Genomic DNA, 17,250 nt, shown 5'->3' with positions numbered 1-17,250 from the left:
GTCCACCGGGGCGGCGCTGTTGTCGTAGAAGCCCGAACACCTGGTAGTGGTCCGCTCGATTACAGAGGCCAACTGACCTCATGTCATCGACGACGCGTCAGGACGAAGACGACAGCGAGGACAAATACCAGAATGACGAGGGTGATCCCCCAGGACGGCAGCCCCGCAGCAGAAGGAGGCATGATCGATGAAAGAATCATGACTTGAATTTCTTGAACATGAAGAAAATCCCGCCGACAACGAGAGCGGTTCCTATCATTACGGGGAGTACGGCGCGAGAAGCACCGGTGACCGCATCATGCGTGCCTACCAGCAGCAGGGCGGCACCGCAAAGGAAGGCTATGAACGCTGATCCGATTCTCACGGCCCGACTCATTCACGACTCCTCTTCTTCGGGGGCGGGAGGTGAATCCCGCCCCCCTAAGGGCTGTCCCGTAATCCCTGGTGGATCAGCGCGCGACGTCAGATGCGGTGCATCGCAAGGCGGAGGGGCGTCCGCATACTGGATGTATTCGGGCGTTCCGACAACGCGGCGAGGTGCCGTAGCTGTCGTCGTGCGCCCGCCAGGGATTACGGGACAGCCCTTAGAGATCGATCAGCTGTATGCGGCTGTAGTCGCCCCGGCAGCGGCACCGGCTACGACCGAACACCCGGTCAACCCGGCTCCTACTGAGACCCCCAAAGTCGCAGCCGCCCCGGCGCCGGCCGCCGCCCCGCAAAGCGCTTCCACGCCGATTCCCGCGATGATGCCCATTTTGGTGGCGTTCGCGCCTTCCGTGTTACCCGTCAGCGTGTCGTAGGTGAGGCTCGCCCAATCCCCGATACCAGTGACATCCCCGAAGCTCAGCAAACCGTTGGGGTCGATGCGGTTGACGGGGTCGCCTTCGGCGTAGAGGTAGGGGTTCTGTTCCTGGCCGGAGGGATCGGGGCTCGTGAAGCGGCCAATATTGGGGTCGTAGTAGCGGGCGGCGAAGTGATAAAGACCGGTGGGGTCCTGGTAGCCGCCGGCGAACCGGTAGCGCTGGGGCACCATTTCGCTGGTGGTGCTGCGGGAGACGCCGCGAGGGCTGTAGCCGTAGCTGTTGACCTTCGTGCCGGTCTCGTCGGCCGTGGCCACCACGCTCCCGAGGGCGTCGGTCAGGTAGTAGTAGTTCTTCCCCTCGCGGGTCATGGAATTCAGCGTTCCCTCGGGTTCCCGGTTGAACCCTGTGTCGACTCCGGCGGTCGAGGTGCCGGCCAGGCCGATCGGGCCGTTGTGGAAGAACGTGTCACCGAGCTTGATCCGCTCCGACTGGTCCGTCGACCCGCACTGCCCGGCGTACGTCTTCCCGGCGACGGTTACCGAGGTCATCTGGGAGTAGTCCGACCACTTCTCTCGTAGGTGTAGGAGGATTTGTATCCGGAGACCGCGTCCGTGCTGGTGCGGATTTTGCCGCCGTCCTTGGTCCCGTTGGCGTAGGAGTAGGCGAGGTCGACCAGGGTGCCCTTGGGTGAGGTGGCCTTGATCTTCTCCGGGCGGCCGGATTTGTCCGGGGTGATGGTCTGGACGGTGTTGCCCGGGTAGGTGGTCTTCGTGCGGACGTCGTTCTTGTCGTAGTCGTATGAGGTGATCTTGCTCTTGGGGTCGTTGAGCGACTTGAGCTTGTTCACCTCGTTCCAGGTGTAGTCCGTCAGCCCGGCGGGGTCCTGGTAGGTGTCGACGTTGCCGGCCGGGGTGTAGGTCAGGACGGTCTGCGAGCCGTCCTGCAGAGTACGGACCGTCTCCCGGGAGAGCGGATCGAAGTCGTACGTGATCACGCCGCTGTTGTCCGAGCGCTGCTTGAGGTTGCCGTCACCGTCGTAGGAGTAGGTGACCGTCGCGTAGTTGGAGCCGTCGACCTTGGTGACGCGGTCGCGGTTGTCGTACTCGTAGAGGGTGGTCACCCCGCGGGCGTCCTTGACCATGGTGGTGCGTCCGAGGCCGTCGTAGTAGTAAGTGGTGGTACCCAGGGGGGGCCGGGGCCTTGACCGTCTTCAGGTTGCCCTGGGCGTCGTAGGTGAAGGTGGTGGACACCGACTTCGTCGACGTCATCTTCGTGGTGGCCTTGCACCGCTGGCCCTGGAAGCCCTGGCAGGTGGGGGTGGCCGGGTTGTAGTCGAAGGTCTGGTTCCCGCCGCCCGTTCCTTCCACCGCTACGGATTTGGTGTTGCCCGCGGTGTCGTAGGTGTAGTCGGTCTTCTCGTCGTCCGGAGTCGTGATCGAGCCGGGGAGGTCGGAACCCGCGATGGTCTGGTAACCGGTCACGGTGGAGGTGGCCCCGGTCGGGAGCTTCGCCGAGGTGGGGTTGTTGCGGCTGTCCCACCCGTACGTCGTGACGTTCGCACCCGTCCCTCCGACTCCCATGGCGTCGGAGGCGGTCGTCACGTTGTGGTTCGCGTCGAACGACATGGTGCGGTTGTGGGTCAGGGCATCCGTGACGTCGGTGACCTGGCCGTCCCCGTCGTGTTTGTACGAGGTGGAGTGCTGCTCCGGGTCGGTGACCTTCGTTGTGCCCGCGGCGGACGGCGAGGACGAGTCGTAGGTGTAGGTCCAGGTCGGGCCCGTGTGACCGGAGCCGTTGAGATCAGTGGCCCGGAGCATGGAGGTGACGCGGTTCTGGTCGTCGTAGGTGAAGACCGTGACCCGCCCCTCGGGCGTGGTGATCTTCGTCAGGCGGCGTGAGGAGTCATAGCCGAACTGGGTGGCCTTGCCCTCCGTGTCCGTCGTCTTCGCCACGTCGCCGGCCGCGTTGAGGTCGTAGACGGCGGTGCGGCCGGTGCGGTCCTTGGCCTGCCACTGCGAGGCGTCCGTCTTCAGCAGATCGACCCACCGGCCGGAGCGGGTCTCGGTGACCTTGAATCCCTTCTGCTCACCGCCCTCATCGTGCTGCGTGATCGTGATGACGCCGTTGTTCTTGTCCGTGACCTTCGTCAGCGTGCCGTTGGCGTCGTAGGTGTCCTTCGAGCCCGACTTACGGTCGGTCAGCGTGTAGGTGCCGTCGCTGTTCTTCTTCAGGTCCTTCGAGGAGCCCTTGGGCGTGGTGTAGGTGCCGTTGGACTCCTTGGTGAAGCGGACGGAATCCCCGCTCGCGTCATAGAGGACCACCTCGGAGGTGAAGATCTGCGCGTAGCGTTCGTACTCCTGCCACCACCGCTGGGACACCTTGCCCCACGGGGCGTCCAGGGAGTTGTACGTCCGAGCCAGGCGCAGCGACTGGCCCACGCCCGCGACATCGAAGTCGGTGGCGGCGAGCATCAAGTTGCCGTTGGAGCAGTTGACCCTGGCCACCAGCGAGTCAGTGATCCGGAAGTCGGATATCTGATGCCACGGCACCGCCCCCTGCCCCTCGGGGACGTACGTCAGCACCGCAGCCGACGAACGAGCCGCAGCGCCGGCGCGGGTACGGCTCGAGGCCCGTTCCTTCTGGGCGGCACGCCAGGCCGAGGCCTCGGCGGACACCGGCGCCTCGGCCTCGGCGGGGGCCGGGACGTTGGAGCCGACCTGCACCTCCGGCATCTGCGCCTTGGGGCCACCCGGCCCCCACGCCGAGACAGGCGTCGGGTCAGCGGCCACCGGACCGGCAAGAGCGGGCAGTGCGGAAGCACCGAGAGCCGAGAGACGGCAGGCGTTGAATTCGGCGGCCTGTCGGCGGCGTCGCGAGAGCGAGCCGGCACATTCCTCGGTGTGCGGGGCCGGCAGTGTGCTGGTGCGGGAGGCCGCCGACCACTGGCTCACAGGCGGCGTGAATGCTCAGCCCTGGCCGTGGCTGAGCCAACGGGTGATGTCGGCGATGACGGCGGGGTTGACATGCTGCGGAGTGCCGTATTCGACGGGGGTCGATGGTCCCGCGCCGGGGAAGAAGAGGTGGTTGTCGGCTTCGTAGACACGGATATCGGCTTCCGGCCGGCCGGCCAGGCCCGTCCGCCATCGCACCAGGTCGTCGGCGACGGTGACCTGGTAGTCGCGTCCTCCTTGGAGGATAAGCATCGGCTTGCTGAGTCCGGCCGCGATCGCGACCGGGTCGTAGTCACGCAATTCGAGCCAGTACGGCGCGGGCAGTCCGAACGGCAGATCCGCGGCGGGGGTCGAGGGCGTGAGTTCCGCGCTGTCGACCAGGGCCGCCTGTCGCTGGAAGGTTTCGATGACCGCGGGCGGGACCTGGTCGGGGAGCACGGTGGCGAGGTAGCTGACGACGCGGACAGCGGCATGGTGCATCGGCTGCGTGTCACCGGCCATGATCACCAGGCCCGCCACCGTCGGTGCGGCGACGGCGACGGCGGGGGCGACCTTGCCGCCCATGCTGTGGCCGAGGACGAAGACCTGCTCGGGGTCCACCGATCGGTGGCTACGGAGCAGGCCGACTGCATCGACGGCATGCGGTACGTATTCCTGTGTCATCGTCAGGTCCGATGTCGCGGCCACATCGCGGTGGGCGTAGGACGCCTTGTCGAAGCGCAGCACGGTCACCCCCCGGCTGGCGAGCCCCCAGGCCAGGTCCTTGAGCGGCTTGTTCGGCCCGCTGGTTTCGTCGCGGTCGAACGGTCCACCACCTGCGAGCAGCACAACGCCAGGGCCGGGAGCCTGCCCTCGAGGGACGCTCACCGTGCCTGACACCGGGAAGGGGCCGGTGCCGATGGTGACCTCGTGCTCGCTGAAACGGCCGGGCTCGGCATAAGGCGGTGGCATCCAGGCGAGTTCTGAGCCGGTCATGGACTCTGTCGCAGCGCCGTCAGGCATCCCTCACAACCTTTCTCAGGGAATGCGAACGGTAGCATGACATGAGATCATTGAGGGATGGATGCTTTCGAACTCTTGGCCCACCCGGTGCGGTTGCGAGTGATTCACGCGATGCGTGGCGGCAGGGAAATGACCACCGCCGACCTGTGCAACCGCATCCGGGACGTTTCGAAGGCCACGGTCTACCGGCACGTCGACCTGCTCGCAGCCGGCGGGGTTCTGGAAGTCGCCCTGGAGCGGCGCGTGCGCGGCGCGGTCGAGCGCCGCTACAGGCTGCGCCGCGACCGCGCGGGGATCAATGCAGATACGGCCAGTTCACTCTCGCTCGACGACCATCGCCGCGCATTCGCCGCCGCTTTGGCGGTCCTGACTGCCGAATTCACCGCGTATCTCGACCACGACACGGCCAACCCGGTAGCCGACCAGGTCGGCTACCGGCAGCACGCCGTCTGGCTCAGCCCTGGGGAACTGCACGGGATGATCGACGGGATGCGAGAGGCGATCGCCCCCCACCTGGCCAACGAGCCGTCACCCGACCGCACGCAATATCTGATCAGCCCGATCCTCTTCCCCGTCGAAGCGCCGCCTGTCGAGACCGGCGCCGATAGCAGCCAGAGCCCGGGATCCGGCATCTGAGCCAGGTCCACCACTGCCCACCATCCGGAGTTCATTCCGGGTCGGAAAGGCGATGAAAGGCTCTGCCGAACTCTCCCGACGCGAGCAGCTTGGCGATCACGCCCACCATGCCTTGGATGCCAGGGTCTCGAACGATCAGCCCGTCCGAGCACCAGAAGCATCGGCCCCCTGCCGCTTCTCCGGTCCCCTCCCACCTCCTCATCAGCCGGTCCACCTCGGCGAGGGTGAAGATCGTCGCACTCCAGCGAGAGCTGTCGGGGAGGTGAACCTCGACATCCACATTGCAGACCTCATCGAGCACCTCGTCGGGGCCTGGGAGGAACAGTGCCTCGAATCCTTCGGCGAGGACGCGGTAATAGGGGCCGTCCCATCCGGCGTCGGTCTGCAGTCTGCTCGTCGTGGTGGTCACAGCAGGAGCATCCCAGTAGTCCAAGTGACCACTCACAGGAATTGGACACCGCAGAGGCTGGCGGGCAGACCGCCGCCATCATGGGCTCGTGAAGACATGGATGCGCTGCTAGTGGGACGAGGAAGATGTCTGGTTCTACTTTGAGGCCGACGCCGAAGGCTGGGTGATCCGGCAGGTCGAACTCGAAGGGCCTGAGCTGACCCCGATCGCAGCTGCCTCACTCACCGAGTGGCAGCGGGCCTACGACGCAGGACGCCTCGATGAGTACGACAGCAGGTTCGGAGTCACAGCCGAGCTGCCCCTCTCGGAAAGGGAAGGCCACGACCCCGAACAACTCACCTCCGAGGAGTTCGAGGAAGTCTGGGGGTCTGCCCGTCGCCAGATCGCAGCCCGGCCCGGCTGACTGCGGCCCCGCGTAGGCTTCTTGGCATCATCGCGGCATGGCTCCGACCTTTCCCCGCACTGTCCGAGCCGTCGACACCGCTCAGCTCCTGGACCTGGCCCGGGAAGCCGACATGCACAGCTTCAGCCAGCGGCTCCCGGTCCACTGGCTCCGACAACACCTCGCCGCAGAGGCGACGCATTACCTGTTCCCCACACTCGTGCAGCGACTCACGCACCGTCCCGAGACGCCGCTGCAGTGGAGGTGCCGGCAACTGCTGACCGTCATCACCGGCGAACAGATCCGGGGTCAGCTCGACGTCCTTCCCGACACCTTCGACAAGATCCCAGAGACCCTGGAAACGGCCTCCAAAAAGGACATCGCCAGCCGCATCGAGCGAGCAGTAACCGTGCGCGAGTGGATGGAACGGATGGGTGCCAAAGCAGGTTCGTGACGCCCCCTGGGCAGCGGTGCAGCCTGCTGGTCAGTCTGAGGAAATGACACCGATCTGAGACAGCCGCCTGCCGACACGTCATGAGCCTGGAGGGGAAACTTCCAGGTCATAGCGTCGGCACACGACACCGAAAGTATGAACCTTCCAACAGGTCGACGGCGTCAGCGAGAAGAAGGAATAGCCGCCCGACCTGTGCGGGCCGTCCCTGATCTGTCGGGTGGACCGCACAGGTCGGCTGTCCGAGCTCGCCGGCTCTTCGGATCAGTCCAGCCAGGGTGAGGCGGGCCATGCGGGAGGCGAGGTGGCGTCGCTCCGATGTGCTGCTGGTGCGTCGAGCCGCCTCACGGTAGGCGTGGGCCGCCGCCTCGTGGTCGCCGAGTTGTTCCAGGAGATGGGCGCGGACTGCGAGCAGGCGACGGTGGTGTGCGGTGCGGTACGCCAGTCGGAGTCCAGGGTCGCCAGCAGGTCGGGACCGGCGGTGGGGCCGTGCACCGTCGCGACAGCCTGGCGGTTGAGGGTGACCACCGGGTTCGGCGCGAGGTGCTCCAACAGGCCCCACGGGGCGAGGACTTGCGGCCAATTGGTGGCGTCGGCATGCTCCGCCTCGTCGTGCTCGGTGGCGATGGCCGGCTGAAGCCGCCCTCGACGGCCCTCACTGCGTGAGAAGGCGGGTTCCTGAGCCCGGTCAGAACCGATCGAGCGCCAGCCCGGCGAAGAACGGTACGGGCACGAGCAGGGCCATCGGGAGCCAGATGTCGATCCGCCAGCGCTCCTGGAGCGGCATGAGGACGTCGACCACGACGGCTATCCCGAGGACCAAGAGGCCGCTGAGCGCGGTGTAGAACATGTAGATGGGGCCGTCTTCCAATGTTCCCCTGTCGCATCCCGTGCTGTGGAGGGGCGGGTCGGTGGACGTGCAGTCCATCGGCAGGTACTGCGTGACGATCCATCGGATGCCCAGTTCGGGGATGATGGCGCACAGCCCGATGCCGAGGTTGGCGGCGGCGGCGACCCATAGTTGGGAACCGGCCCGCATGGGCCGAGCGGAACCCGCTCCGGAGGGTGCCTTCGGAATCGGTCCGGAACCCTGCATGGCCGCCCCCTCGCATCAGTGCTGTACTGCCCTGGATGACCAGGGGCGGCCGTCCGGTTCCATCTGCGGGGCCGGGGCTAGATGGGCCATCGAACCAACCACGGGCCGACTGACCGGCGAACGCCGCCTCGACCGCCGATACGAACGCCCCCGGCACCCGGCACCCGGCCCAAGGGTCAGCTCCGCGGGCCCGTCCTTCGTCGACGGCCCATGAGGATCGCGACCAGGACGAGCAGCAGGCCGCATCCTGCGGCGCCGAGGCCCGAAAGCCAGATGCCCTGCTCCATGGCCGGATGGGTCACCTTCGATGTGCCCGTCGGGGTTCCGAAGTGCTCCTTCCCCGTGTACTTCACCGGGGTCGTGCGGTCCTTGGCCGGGGAAGCGGCGGCCAGGACGGCGGCCGGAGCGTTGATCAGGCCGTAGCCGACGAGGGCATCTCGGCCCCCCTCGGGGTGGTGGGCTGTTGTCGTGAGTGCCGAGCGGACCTGGGCGGGGGTCAGCTTCGGGTTGTGGGAGAGCATGAGCGCGACGACACCGGCGGTGAGGGCGCAGGCCGGGGACGTCCCGTCCTCCGTTGTGAAACCGCCGGACTTCTTGGCCATGGTGATACCCACTCCCGGCGCGGCCACCGCGTTGTGCGAGCGCACCGTGGAGAAGGGGGCCCGCGCACCGTCCTGTCCCGTGGCCGCCACCGAGATCACACTGGGATAACCCGCCGGATACGAGCCGGAGTTGTCCTCGTCGCCGCTGTTGCCCGCGCTGGCGATCACAGTGACGCCACGGCTGACCGCCCGCCCGATGGCGTAAGCCTCGTCGGCGTTGTAGTCCTGCACGAAATTCCCGGCGTCTCCCAAGGAGAGTGAGATGACGTCGGCGCCGTGGCCGACCGCGTAATCGATGCCCTTGGCGATCGGACTCGTGCCCCCCGACACGGTTCTCTTCTTGTTCTTCGACTCGTCGAGAACGCGCACGGAGAGAATGCCGGCCTCCGGCGCGACCTTGAGGACGGCCGAGGCCATGGCAGTGCCATGAAGGCCCCAGTTGCCGCTGTCCTCGCTCGCGCCGTCGTCGAGGAAGTCGGGCCCGGTGGTCACGTGGCCCTTGAGCGCGGGGTGGTCCGCTTGGACACCCGTGTCCAGGACGGCGACGGTGATCGCCTTGCCCTGGCTGAGCCGCTGCGCCGAGTCCACCCTGAGGGCAATCGACTCCCAGCCCGCCGGGGTGCTCTGTGCGGCGGATGCGGGTGTTGTGGCCAGTGTGCACAGGAGGGCGGAGAGCGCCGTGCCGAGGACCGCGACCCGCGCCTTCGTCGTATGCGTACGCCTCATAGTCACTTCACTCCACTCAGCTGCAGATCCGAGAGGTGGGTGTTGAAGGTGCTGACGAGGCCCTCCGCGTCGCCCTGCCACGCATTGCGGTCTGCGCGTCCATCGCTGTCGGCCTCGCCGAAGGTGCCGGGCAGATGCCCGGCCCACAGGCCGTCCACCGCACCGAGGGTCACGCCGATGGCGTAGTGCATGCTGTCGCCGCTGACCGGCTCGAGCGCGGCGGCGTTGCGTGCGTCATTGGTCCAGTGAGCCGCCAGGGTGCCCTTCACGGGCAGCACGTTCACCGCGCCCTCGACCCCGTCCCGGCCCGTGAAGAACGCGCCGAGCTGGTTCTTGGCGGACGTGCTCGCGTCTCCGCCGGCGATGGGGAGGACCACGATGACGACTGTCGCCAGCTGGTTGCCTGTCGGGTCCACGTAGGTTGCGCGCAGGACCGCCTCGCAGCCCAACTTGGCCGCCGTGGTGCGGGTCTTGCCGGACAGGCCTGCAGTGCAGGAGGTGTCCGGGGAGAGGCCGAGCCGCCGCCACTGGGCATTCCGGGGGGTGGTGAGCGCGCCGTCGTAGTCGCCCGAGCGGGCCCCGATGGTGCCCGGCAGCACGGTGTCGGCCGCCTCGTTGCGCCAGAGGTCCTCGCCGTAGGCGGTGTTGTCGATCTCCTGCCGGCTGTTGCTGTAGGCGTGTGCGGCCAGCCCCCCGCCACCGATCAGGAGCAGGACACCGAAGATGCCGAGGACTGCGCGCAGGGCGGTGCTGCCGCCGCGGCCGGAGACCCCGGGAGGGGGCGGGGCGCCGAACGGCATCTGCTGCTGAGAGACGGGTGGAGGCTGCGGGGGCTGATACCCCTGATACCCCTGGTATCCCTGTCCGGGTATGCCCTGCGTCGGTGGCTGCTGCCAACCAGTCGGCTGGGGTTGCTGGTTGTACGGATTTGCTGCGCCTGGATCTCCGGGCGGCGTGTGGTAGGACATGTTCCCCCGTTTCTGACACAGAGCCCTGGAGCCCCGGCATCTGTGGAGGCTGTCCCCGCCTCCACGTGGTCCGCCCTTCGGCGTCCGGGTGAGCTTACGACAGGCCGTTCGGGGGCCGATGCCGGGTTGCCTTGCGCCTACGTCAGGAGGTGTCGCCCTGTCAGCGGTTGGCATGGTACGTCCGGTAGTGGGCTTGGGGCAGCGCCGCAACCGCTACCGTGCTTTCAAGGCCAACGTCCCTGATGGGGCCGTTTCCGAGCAGTCCCGGACACGCCTCCAGGACCGGTGTCGCGTATTCGCATCCGATGCAACTGGCGTGGGCAGGACCATCGGTACAGCGGTTATCGGTGAGAACGATCTTGTGCGGTAGGCGCGCACCTCGCCCGCCACTCCTTCGGCCGTCCGCCAGGAGTTGCCACGTTCCGGTGTGAGGACCGCGCCGGGGCCAAGCCGGAGAGCGATGCCTTCGGGGCTGCGACGTGCCCGAGCGCAAGAGGGACACCGCCTGCACCTGGACATCCACAGCGAACCCGGCGGCCTCGACGAGCTGTTGGCCAGGCTGGAAGACCTGGGGGTGTCCCTCGTCCGAGAGGTGAACAAAGGGCAAGCCGGACGCTGGTGGATCATGCACAACCCGGAAGGCAACGAGTTCTGCGTGGCGTAAGTACGGCCCCGGCCAGCAGCCGAGCAGTGATTCCTTGACACCGGGACGGGTCTCATACGCTGCTCAGGACGCTGATCCGGCCGTACCGTGCGGCGTCAGCCGCGGAGCCTTTGAGCCTGGCGCCGTGCGGGGCCAGGCACTGTCGCCGCCTGGGCGACAGGTCCGCCTCCTGAGACTGTTCCTGTTCAGCTCGAGGCGGCCGTAGAGGTACACGTGCGCCCAGAACAGCGGGGACGGGCCCGCAGGTGCTGGCCGCCGTAGACGTACAGGGGGAACGTCTACGGCTCCGGGGTGGCGCCGGCACCTTACGGGCCCTGACATCGCGGCCGGGGGCTGACCCCCGAGGACCTGGTCGGGGTCACAGCAGTCTGTCGACCAGCCCGTCAATGTAGTCCGGGGTGGGCGGGCCGACGCCGAGCAGGAGGCGTACGTACATCGGGGCCATGATGTGGTCCAGCACGTCGAGTGCGGCAGGGGCGTGCTCGCCGCGTTCGGTCGCGCGATCGAGCATGGACTGCAGTTGCGCGGTGCGTGCGGCGAGAAGGTCGTCGCGCGCCTGCCGGCCCTGTTGACCACTCCTGGACAGGGCGACGGCCAGGGTCACCACCGCCAGGCCGTCGGGTCCGGTGATCTCGCGGGCCACTTGGTGCGCGTACGTGCGCAGGTCGCCGGCCAGGGTTCCCGTATCGGGCATCGGTGACTGCGTGTCGAGGCGGGCGAGTGCCACGTCGGTGAGCAGGGTTTCCAGGTTGCCCCACCGTCGGTAGATGCTGCTGTCGGCCACGCCCGCGCGGGCCGCGACCTCGCCGATGGTGAAGTTGCCGTAGCCGCGCTCGTTGATCAGGTCGGTGACGGCCCGGTGTACCTCCGCGGCGACGCGCGCGCTGCGCCCGCCGGGCCGCCGGGCTCGTTGTTGGTCGCTCATCTCCTCACCTTAACGCAGTTAGGACTTGCGTTTATGGGGCGACCCTCCCTACAGTCGACTAACGCAGTCGACGACTGCGTTAGTGCGCTCGCTGTTTGGCCGCGTCGGCCATGGAGGGGCGCAATCGACGATGGAGAGGAACTCCCTTGACCGCATCGCCTGCGTCCGTAGGCAGTCGGCAGAGCCGGAGCGCGCTGCTCACGGTGACCTGCCTGGGTCAGTTCATGGTCCTGCTCGACAACACGATCGTGGGAGCGGCGCTGCCCGATATGCAGCAGCGGCTGCACACGCAGCTGACCGGTCTGCAGTGGATCGTCGACGCGTACGTGCTGCTGGTCGCCATGCTGCTGCTGTCCGGCGGCGTCTTCGCCGACCGGTTCGGCCGCAAGCGGGTGTACCTGACCGGTGTGGCGGTGTTCACCGTCGCGTCGGTGATGTGCAGCCTCGCGCCCTCGGTCGGATGGCTGGTCGCCGGCAGGGTGCTCCAGGGGGTCGGGGCCGCGGCGCTGAGCCCCGCCTCGCTGGCCCTGCTCGTCGCCGCCTGTCCCGTGCCGCAGGAACGGATCAAGGCGATCGGGCTGTGGGCCGGGCTCAGTGGACTCGGTCTGGCCGTCGGTCCCGTGGCCGGCGGCGTGCTGACGGATGTCTTCGGCTGGCCCGCCATCTTCCTGGTCAATGTACCCATCGGCGTGGTTCTTCTCCTGGTCGGTCTGCGCAGCCTTGAGGAGACCCGCAATCCGGGCGCCCCGGCGATCGACGTCCCGGGGACGGTGCTGTCCGTGCTGGGGGTGGGGGCGCTGACCTACGGGCTGATCGAGGGTGGTGCCCGCGGCTGGACGGCGCCCGTGATCCTGGGCAGCTTCACCGCCGGAGTGATCCTCCTCGGCGCCTTCGTCGCCGTCGAAGCGCGACGTTCCGCTCCGATGCTGCCGCTGCCGCTGTTCCGGCAGCGCCTGTTCACCGTGTCCAACACCGCCATGGTCGTGGTGGGGTTCGCGCTCATGGGTTCGTCGTTCTTCTTCTCCCAGTTCTTCGTGTACGTCCAGGGCAGCTCGATCCTGCGCGCGGGCCTGCAGACCTTGCCGATGTCCCTCGGCATGGTGATCGTCAGCCCGTACGCCGGCCGGCTCGCCGCCCGCTACGGCTTCCGCATCGTGGTGACCGCCGGCCTCGCCCTGGCCGGCCTGGGGCTGCTGGCGCTCGGCATGGTGCACGCCGACACCGGCTACGGGAACGTGTGGTGGCGGCTCGGAGTCGTCGGCATCGGCTTCGCCCTGACCCTGTCCCCGCTGACGGGAGCCGCCATCCAAGCGGTCAGCCCGCAGGAGGGCGGCCTCGCTTCAGGCATCAGCAGCACCACGCGGCAGATCGGCGCGGTGCTCGGCGTGGCGGTCCTCGGAGTCGTCGTCCGAACCCGGCAATCCGGCGGTGCCTCCTTCGAGGCCGGCCTCAACAGCGCCTTCCTCGCTGCCGGTGCCGTCACTTTGGTCACCGCCGTGTTCACGGGCCTGTGGCTGAGCAGGTCCGAGCCGGCAGCGGAAGGCTCCGCGACGGCGACGCCGCGGCGTTCCACCGGTCCAGGTGCGGTCACCCTCCCGCATGAGGCAGCCGAGAAACCGTTGACAACAACAGCCACCTCGGATGGCCGCCGTACCGCGCCGTGAGTGCCCACAGCCCAGCCGACGCGTGGCAGCCCGGCTCGGCCTGACGTCTCCCCAGCCCGGCCGCCCGGCTCCCGTACGGCCAGATAGACCCTCGGCCGTTACTCCTTCACCCGGCGCTTCGGCACCGGGCCGAAAATCCGCCTTATAGACGTCATTTCACTTGGTGCGTCGGTGGTGGTGGTTGGTCAGGGCCGATACCGATAGCCACGAACCGATCTCTGCGGGCTGGGGAGCGCGCTTCGACTCGGCCCTCCGCCAGCCGTCTCCGCGTGGCTGCAGATTAAGGGCTTCACAGCGCCGGGTCTGTGCGTCGAAGGCCAGGGAAGACGGAGGGGGTTGCCCAGCCGCGCAGTACTGCATCAATCGTGGACCGGAACGCGGTCTCTGCTGCGGTGCCGTCCAGGCTCCCGGCGAGTTCGAGGGTCACGAGCCCGTGCAGGGCGACCCACAACGAGACGGCGATCAGTGTGGTGTCGCCCGCGAGGATGTGGCCCACCACGGCGCGGTCGATCGCCGCGACGAGCGGTCGCACCGGGTCTCGGTCGCCGATCCGGTGCGACGGGACAAAGGACTGCGCACCACCGAACAGCACTGTGTACAGGTGGCGGTGTTCGAGTCCCCAATGGCGATACGCCACGGCCAACGCGTACAGATCCTCCAGGGCGGCCTCTGAGCCGGGAACGGCCGTCAAGTCCTGGAACAGGCCGGCGACCGCCTGGTCGCGCACCTCGCGGATCAAGCCGTCCTTGCCCTGGAACAAGGTGTACACCGCCGCCGTCGACGTTCCGGCGGCGGCGGCCAGCGCGCGGACTGTGACCGACTCCTGGGGGCGGGTGGCGAACATCTCCGTCGCGCATGCCACGAGCCGTTCTCTGACGGCGTCGTCGTTCGTTCTCGGCCTTCCCATGGGAAGCAGTTTACCCATGCTGATAACATCGTTTCAAAACAGTGTTTCAAAAACTTGGGAGAGATCACCATGCCACCGTCCGTCATACGTCCCTTGCGCTTCATGGCACGCCTTCTGGCAGCCACCGCCGCAGCGGTGGGGCTGGTCGCCTTGTTCCTGGCGCTGATCGTCGCCACCGACGGCGCGGGATCGGGGTTAGCCGCGTGGTTCGTGGCTGTCGGGGTCGCGGTTGTCGCGGCGATGTGGCGGGGCCGCCGACGCCCCTGGCGGGGACGGCTGGTGCCATTCCTGCCGGTGCTCGTCGCGGCGGCCCTGACGCTGTCGGTATGCGTCCCCACCGTCCCCACGACGCGCCGCTACCCGGCCGCCCTCTCGTTCGTGACGACCGAGCACTGGCGGCTGTCCACCGGCAGCCAGGTCGCGGTCTACCACTACCCGCCCACCGGCAACAGCCCCCGGCAACGCGCCCCGCTCGTCTACCTCAACGGCGGGCCGGTGCGCGGCATCTCAGTGCTCGACCACCACTTCCTGCAGCGGCTCGCGGGACAGGGCTACGACGTGTACGCCTACGAGCAGGCCGGCGGTGGACGCAGCGACCTGCTGCCCATGGACCACTACTCGATCACCCGGTCCGTCCATGACCTCGGCGCCTTCGTCGACAAGCTCGGCAAGGGCCGCGCCGACGTGCTGGGTTTCTCCTCGGGCGCGGTCGTGCTCACCCGCGCGCTGGCCGACCCGGCCATCGCCGGCCACCTGCGCCGGGCGGTCATCGCCGAGCCGGGCCCGATGGACGGCCCCACCGCCCGGATAGCGGGGCAGAAGGGCCACCCGTCGGCCCGCGGCATCGCACCGGCCATGACCGGACCGCGCTCCACACGTGTGCCGCGGTACGCGGTCGCGTTCGGCCTCATGCGGCTCGGACTGCTCAGCCCGGACAACGGGCTGGTAGGACAGGCGGAGGGCGACAACGCCTTCACCGCCGCCGATCTCGGCAGCGACACCGCGTCCGCCTACTGCGCCCGGGACGCGCAGCGCATCCCGGTCGAGGACACCGCGAGCAACTTCTCCTTCAGCCCCGCCGCCAGCCTTCGTATCCAGCAAACGATCAAAGACTCCGCTTCCGTCGCTCCTCAGCTGAGGCGCTCTCGGACACCCGCGATGCTGATGATCGCCGAGTGCTCCTCCCAGGTCCGCCAGTGGGCGACAACCATCCTTGCGGACAACCCCGCCATCCAACGCACCCAGTACATGCCCGGTGTAGGCCACCACATGTGGAATGGCCTGGGTGACAATGACCAACGAGCAGCCGACGTCATCGCCGCATTCCTCCAAGACAAGCCCGCCCCGCTGCCCGACTACCCGACCCGAGATGACATCCCGGCCTTCCTCCGCAATCACAAGTAGGGAGGCAGGGGCCTGCCCGAAGTGACACGCACAAGCCGACTCGCCGGGCCGCGCGCGCTGCGGCGTGGCCGCCCCCGCCTCGACGCGCTCAGCAAGCACGGCATGCCAAGGGACAAGATCTTCAGCGAGAAGATCTTCAGTCCGACCGCGGATGCGAGTCGTGGGCGTCGGCATGAGACACCGGCTGGTCCTCGTCGATCAACTGCTGACCGGCCTCGCCCGTCTTCGCCACAAGCCCATGCCGTATCGCCGATGGCGATGGGGCTCCCATCGCACGGAGGCGGAGGGGGGAACCGATTCGAGACTTCCTGTGGTGCAAGGCGGGTCCTGACGGACGATCCACGGCGCAGACTGTCGCCCAGGACCAGCACGAGCACCCCGGAACACGGTCACACCAGCCCTGCTGACCCGGGATTTTCAAGGTGGCAGAGGCTCACTGCTCACGGAGAAGCCCGGTGCCGAGTCGGCGTTCAACGTCCACAGAGCGGCGGTGTACCAGAGGAGGGCAATTCCGAGCACGAGCAGGGCACCCATGGCGGGGAGCAGCCAGCCGGGCAGGCGTCTGCTGCGCACCACCATCACCTTGGCTGCGAAGGCGCCGTAGAGGGCGCACCCTGCGATGGAGTGGATCGTGGTGCGTGGTGATGTCGTCTCGATCCCGTACTTCTCAAGGCAGTGGTAGGCGATCGGGAGCGAGAAGAGGAGGGTGAGGAATCCCAGTGCGCGGTGTCCCAAGCGCGCCCGTTGGGGGGCGGAGCGGGTGCCGGGGATGAGGCCGTACATCCACAGGGCGAGGCCGAGCTGGATGAGGGCCAGGCCGAGCAGTGCGGTGCCGAGTTGGGCTTTGAGGTCGACGGCGGCGTTGCCGTGCCTGCCGAAGAGCCCGTACCCGTAGTTCGGTGTGTGGTGGGTTCCGAAGAGGTAGATCCCGACGCCGACCGCGACAGGGACCAGGATGGCGATGGGCGCGAGTACCGCACCGGTGGTGCGGGTTTCGCCGCCTGTGCCGTCGCGCCGCGCACTCATGCCGTCGTCCCCTGTCTCAGTTTCCGGCTTGCTTGCCCTTGGCGTTCAGGGCGTACCACTCGGCGCCGAACTGGTCGAGGCCCTGCCCGTTGGTCTGGCCGGGCTTGGTGTCGCCGGCGTAGTAGTAGAGGGGGTGACCGTTGTAGGTGACCTGCTCTTCACCGTCGGATCGCTTGGTGAGATCGAGCAGCTTCTTGTCCACGCCCTTTCCGGCCTTGGCGTTCCCCTTGCTGAGCAGCGGAGGCCAGGCTTTGGCGCAGTCGCCCGCGCAGTTCGACTTGTTCTTCTTGTCGGCGAGGAAGAGGTAGAGGGTGCGGCCCTTTTCGTCAACGACGATCGTGCCGAGTTTGCCCGCGGACTTCGTGTCGAGGGTGGCCGGTTTAGAAGGGGAGGCGCTGGAGGACGTGGAGCCGTATCCATCGCCCGAGGTGTCATTGCTGCTGTCGGAGCACCCGGTCAGAACGACGGCCAGCAGGGGGGCGGCACACATGGCGACCGTGGCGGTGCGCGTCATCGGGGGCTCCGTGGGTGAGGTTGCGTTGGGGTTCCATGTCTCTCCCCGCCCGTGACCTCCCGTTGACGGAGCCGTCGTCAAGACCACTCCCCCGGCTCATTGGCGGCTTGCTCTGCGCAC

General features: G+C 67.8%; 15 protein-coding genes and 2 pseudogenes. 6 read left to right on the top strand and 11 right to left on the bottom strand.

Translation table 11 applies throughout. From position 1 onward, the window contains the following. Window positions 1-595: 595 nt before the first annotated feature. A pseudogene (locus ACFYPA_RS28895) lies at window positions 596-3,535 on the bottom strand (RHS repeat-associated core domain-containing protein). Window positions 3,536-3,769: 234 nt separating this feature from the next. Continuing rightward, window positions 3,770-4,729, bottom strand: a complete 960-nt coding sequence (locus ACFYPA_RS28890; RefSeq protein WP_359318174.1) for an alpha/beta fold hydrolase — start codon at window positions 4,727-4,729, stop codon at window positions 3,770-3,772. 84 nt (window positions 4,730-4,813) lie between these two features. On the opposite strand from ACFYPA_RS28890, the gene ACFYPA_RS28885 reads away from it, so the two are divergent. Beyond that, window positions 4,814-5,392, top strand: coding sequence for a helix-turn-helix domain-containing protein (locus ACFYPA_RS28885; protein WP_359318171.1), 579 nt, complete (start codon window positions 4,814-4,816; stop codon window positions 5,390-5,392). Window positions 5,393-5,423: 31 nt separating this feature from the next. On the opposite strand, the gene ACFYPA_RS28880 is transcribed toward ACFYPA_RS28885, so the two are convergent. Next, window positions 5,424-5,801, bottom strand: coding sequence for a hypothetical protein (locus tag ACFYPA_RS28880; RefSeq protein WP_359318168.1), 378 nt, complete (start codon window positions 5,799-5,801; stop codon window positions 5,424-5,426). Window positions 5,802-5,901: 100 nt separating this feature from the next. Here ACFYPA_RS28880 and ACFYPA_RS28875 point away from each other — a divergent pair. Beyond that, a pseudogene (locus tag ACFYPA_RS28875) lies at window positions 5,902-6,204 on the top strand (hypothetical protein). A gap of 37 nt (window positions 6,205-6,241) precedes the next feature. After that, on the top strand, window positions 6,242-6,637 hold the full coding sequence (locus tag ACFYPA_RS28870) for a hypothetical protein (RefSeq protein ID WP_359318165.1): 396 nt from the start codon (window positions 6,242-6,244) through the stop codon (window positions 6,635-6,637). Between the two features lie 261 nt (window positions 6,638-6,898). Here the strand turns inward: ACFYPA_RS28870 and ACFYPA_RS28865 are convergent, their stop codons facing one another. The 4 genes from ACFYPA_RS28865 to ACFYPA_RS28850 all read right to left on the bottom strand — a co-directional run bounded on the left by ACFYPA_RS28865 (window position 6,899) and on the right by ACFYPA_RS28850 (window position 9,858). Further along, window positions 6,899-7,186 (bottom strand): hypothetical protein, encoded by a 288-nt coding sequence (locus ACFYPA_RS28865; protein WP_359318163.1) that lies wholly within the window; start codon window positions 7,184-7,186, stop codon window positions 6,899-6,901. Window positions 7,187-7,322: 136 nt separating this feature from the next. Beyond that, a complete protein-coding gene (locus ACFYPA_RS28860; protein WP_359083077.1) occupies window positions 7,323-7,673 on the bottom strand; it encodes a hypothetical protein in 351 nt (116 codons plus the stop codon). Between the two features lie 233 nt (window positions 7,674-7,906). After that, complete coding sequence (locus ACFYPA_RS28855) at window positions 7,907-9,058, bottom strand: S8 family serine peptidase (protein ID WP_359318161.1); 1,152 nt, start codon at window positions 9,056-9,058, stop codon at window positions 7,907-7,909. Window positions 9,059-9,060: 2 nt separating this feature from the next. Further along, complete coding sequence (locus ACFYPA_RS28850; protein WP_359083075.1) at window positions 9,061-9,858, bottom strand: hypothetical protein; 798 nt, start codon at window positions 9,856-9,858, stop codon at window positions 9,061-9,063. A gap of 628 nt (window positions 9,859-10,486) precedes the next feature. Here ACFYPA_RS28850 and ACFYPA_RS28845 point away from each other — a divergent pair. Beyond that, window positions 10,487-10,690, top strand: a complete 204-nt coding sequence (locus tag ACFYPA_RS28845) for a VOC family protein (RefSeq protein WP_359083074.1) — start codon at window positions 10,487-10,489, stop codon at window positions 10,688-10,690. 358 nt (window positions 10,691-11,048) lie between these two features. Here the strand turns inward: ACFYPA_RS28845 and ACFYPA_RS28840 are convergent, their stop codons facing one another. Continuing rightward, a complete protein-coding gene (locus ACFYPA_RS28840) occupies window positions 11,049-11,615 on the bottom strand; it encodes a TetR/AcrR family transcriptional regulator (RefSeq protein WP_359318152.1) in 567 nt (188 codons plus the stop codon). A gap of 224 nt (window positions 11,616-11,839) precedes the next feature. Between ACFYPA_RS28840 and ACFYPA_RS28835 the strand changes: the two genes are divergently transcribed. Continuing rightward, window positions 11,840-13,279, top strand: coding sequence for an MFS transporter (locus ACFYPA_RS28835; protein ID WP_389135299.1), 1,440 nt, complete (start codon window positions 11,840-11,842; stop codon window positions 13,277-13,279). A gap of 289 nt (window positions 13,280-13,568) precedes the next feature. On the opposite strand, the gene ACFYPA_RS28830 is transcribed toward ACFYPA_RS28835, so the two are convergent. Then, the gene (locus ACFYPA_RS28830) at window positions 13,569-14,186 is read right to left on the bottom strand and encodes a TetR/AcrR family transcriptional regulator (RefSeq protein ID WP_389135057.1); all 618 of its coding nucleotides are present in this window, start codon (window positions 14,184-14,186) and stop codon (window positions 13,569-13,571) included. A gap of 102 nt (window positions 14,187-14,288) precedes the next feature. Between ACFYPA_RS28830 and ACFYPA_RS28825 the strand changes: the two genes are divergently transcribed. Beyond that, a complete protein-coding gene (locus ACFYPA_RS28825; RefSeq protein WP_389135055.1) occupies window positions 14,289-15,590 on the top strand; it encodes an alpha/beta hydrolase in 1,302 nt (433 codons plus the stop codon). 417 nt (window positions 15,591-16,007) lie between these two features. Here ACFYPA_RS28825 and ACFYPA_RS28820 read toward each other — a convergent pair whose 3' ends face one another. Beyond that, window positions 16,008-16,616 carry a DUF6529 family protein gene (locus tag ACFYPA_RS28820; RefSeq protein WP_389135052.1) on the bottom strand — a complete coding sequence of 203 codons (609 nt, stop codon included), beginning with the start codon at window positions 16,614-16,616 and terminating at the stop codon, window positions 16,008-16,010. Between the two features lie 16 nt (window positions 16,617-16,632). Then, window positions 16,633-17,130, bottom strand: a complete 498-nt coding sequence (locus ACFYPA_RS28815) for a hypothetical protein (RefSeq protein ID WP_359318143.1) — start codon at window positions 17,128-17,130, stop codon at window positions 16,633-16,635. Between the last annotated feature and the right edge of the window lie 120 nt (window positions 17,131-17,250).

The organism is Streptomyces sp. NPDC005775, assembly GCF_042871565.1.
Lineage (GTDB): Bacteria > Actinomycetota > Actinomycetes > Streptomycetales > Streptomycetaceae > Streptomyces.
Note: the sequence above shows the minus strand (reverse complement) of the source record. Positions and strands in the feature narration are given on the sequence as shown.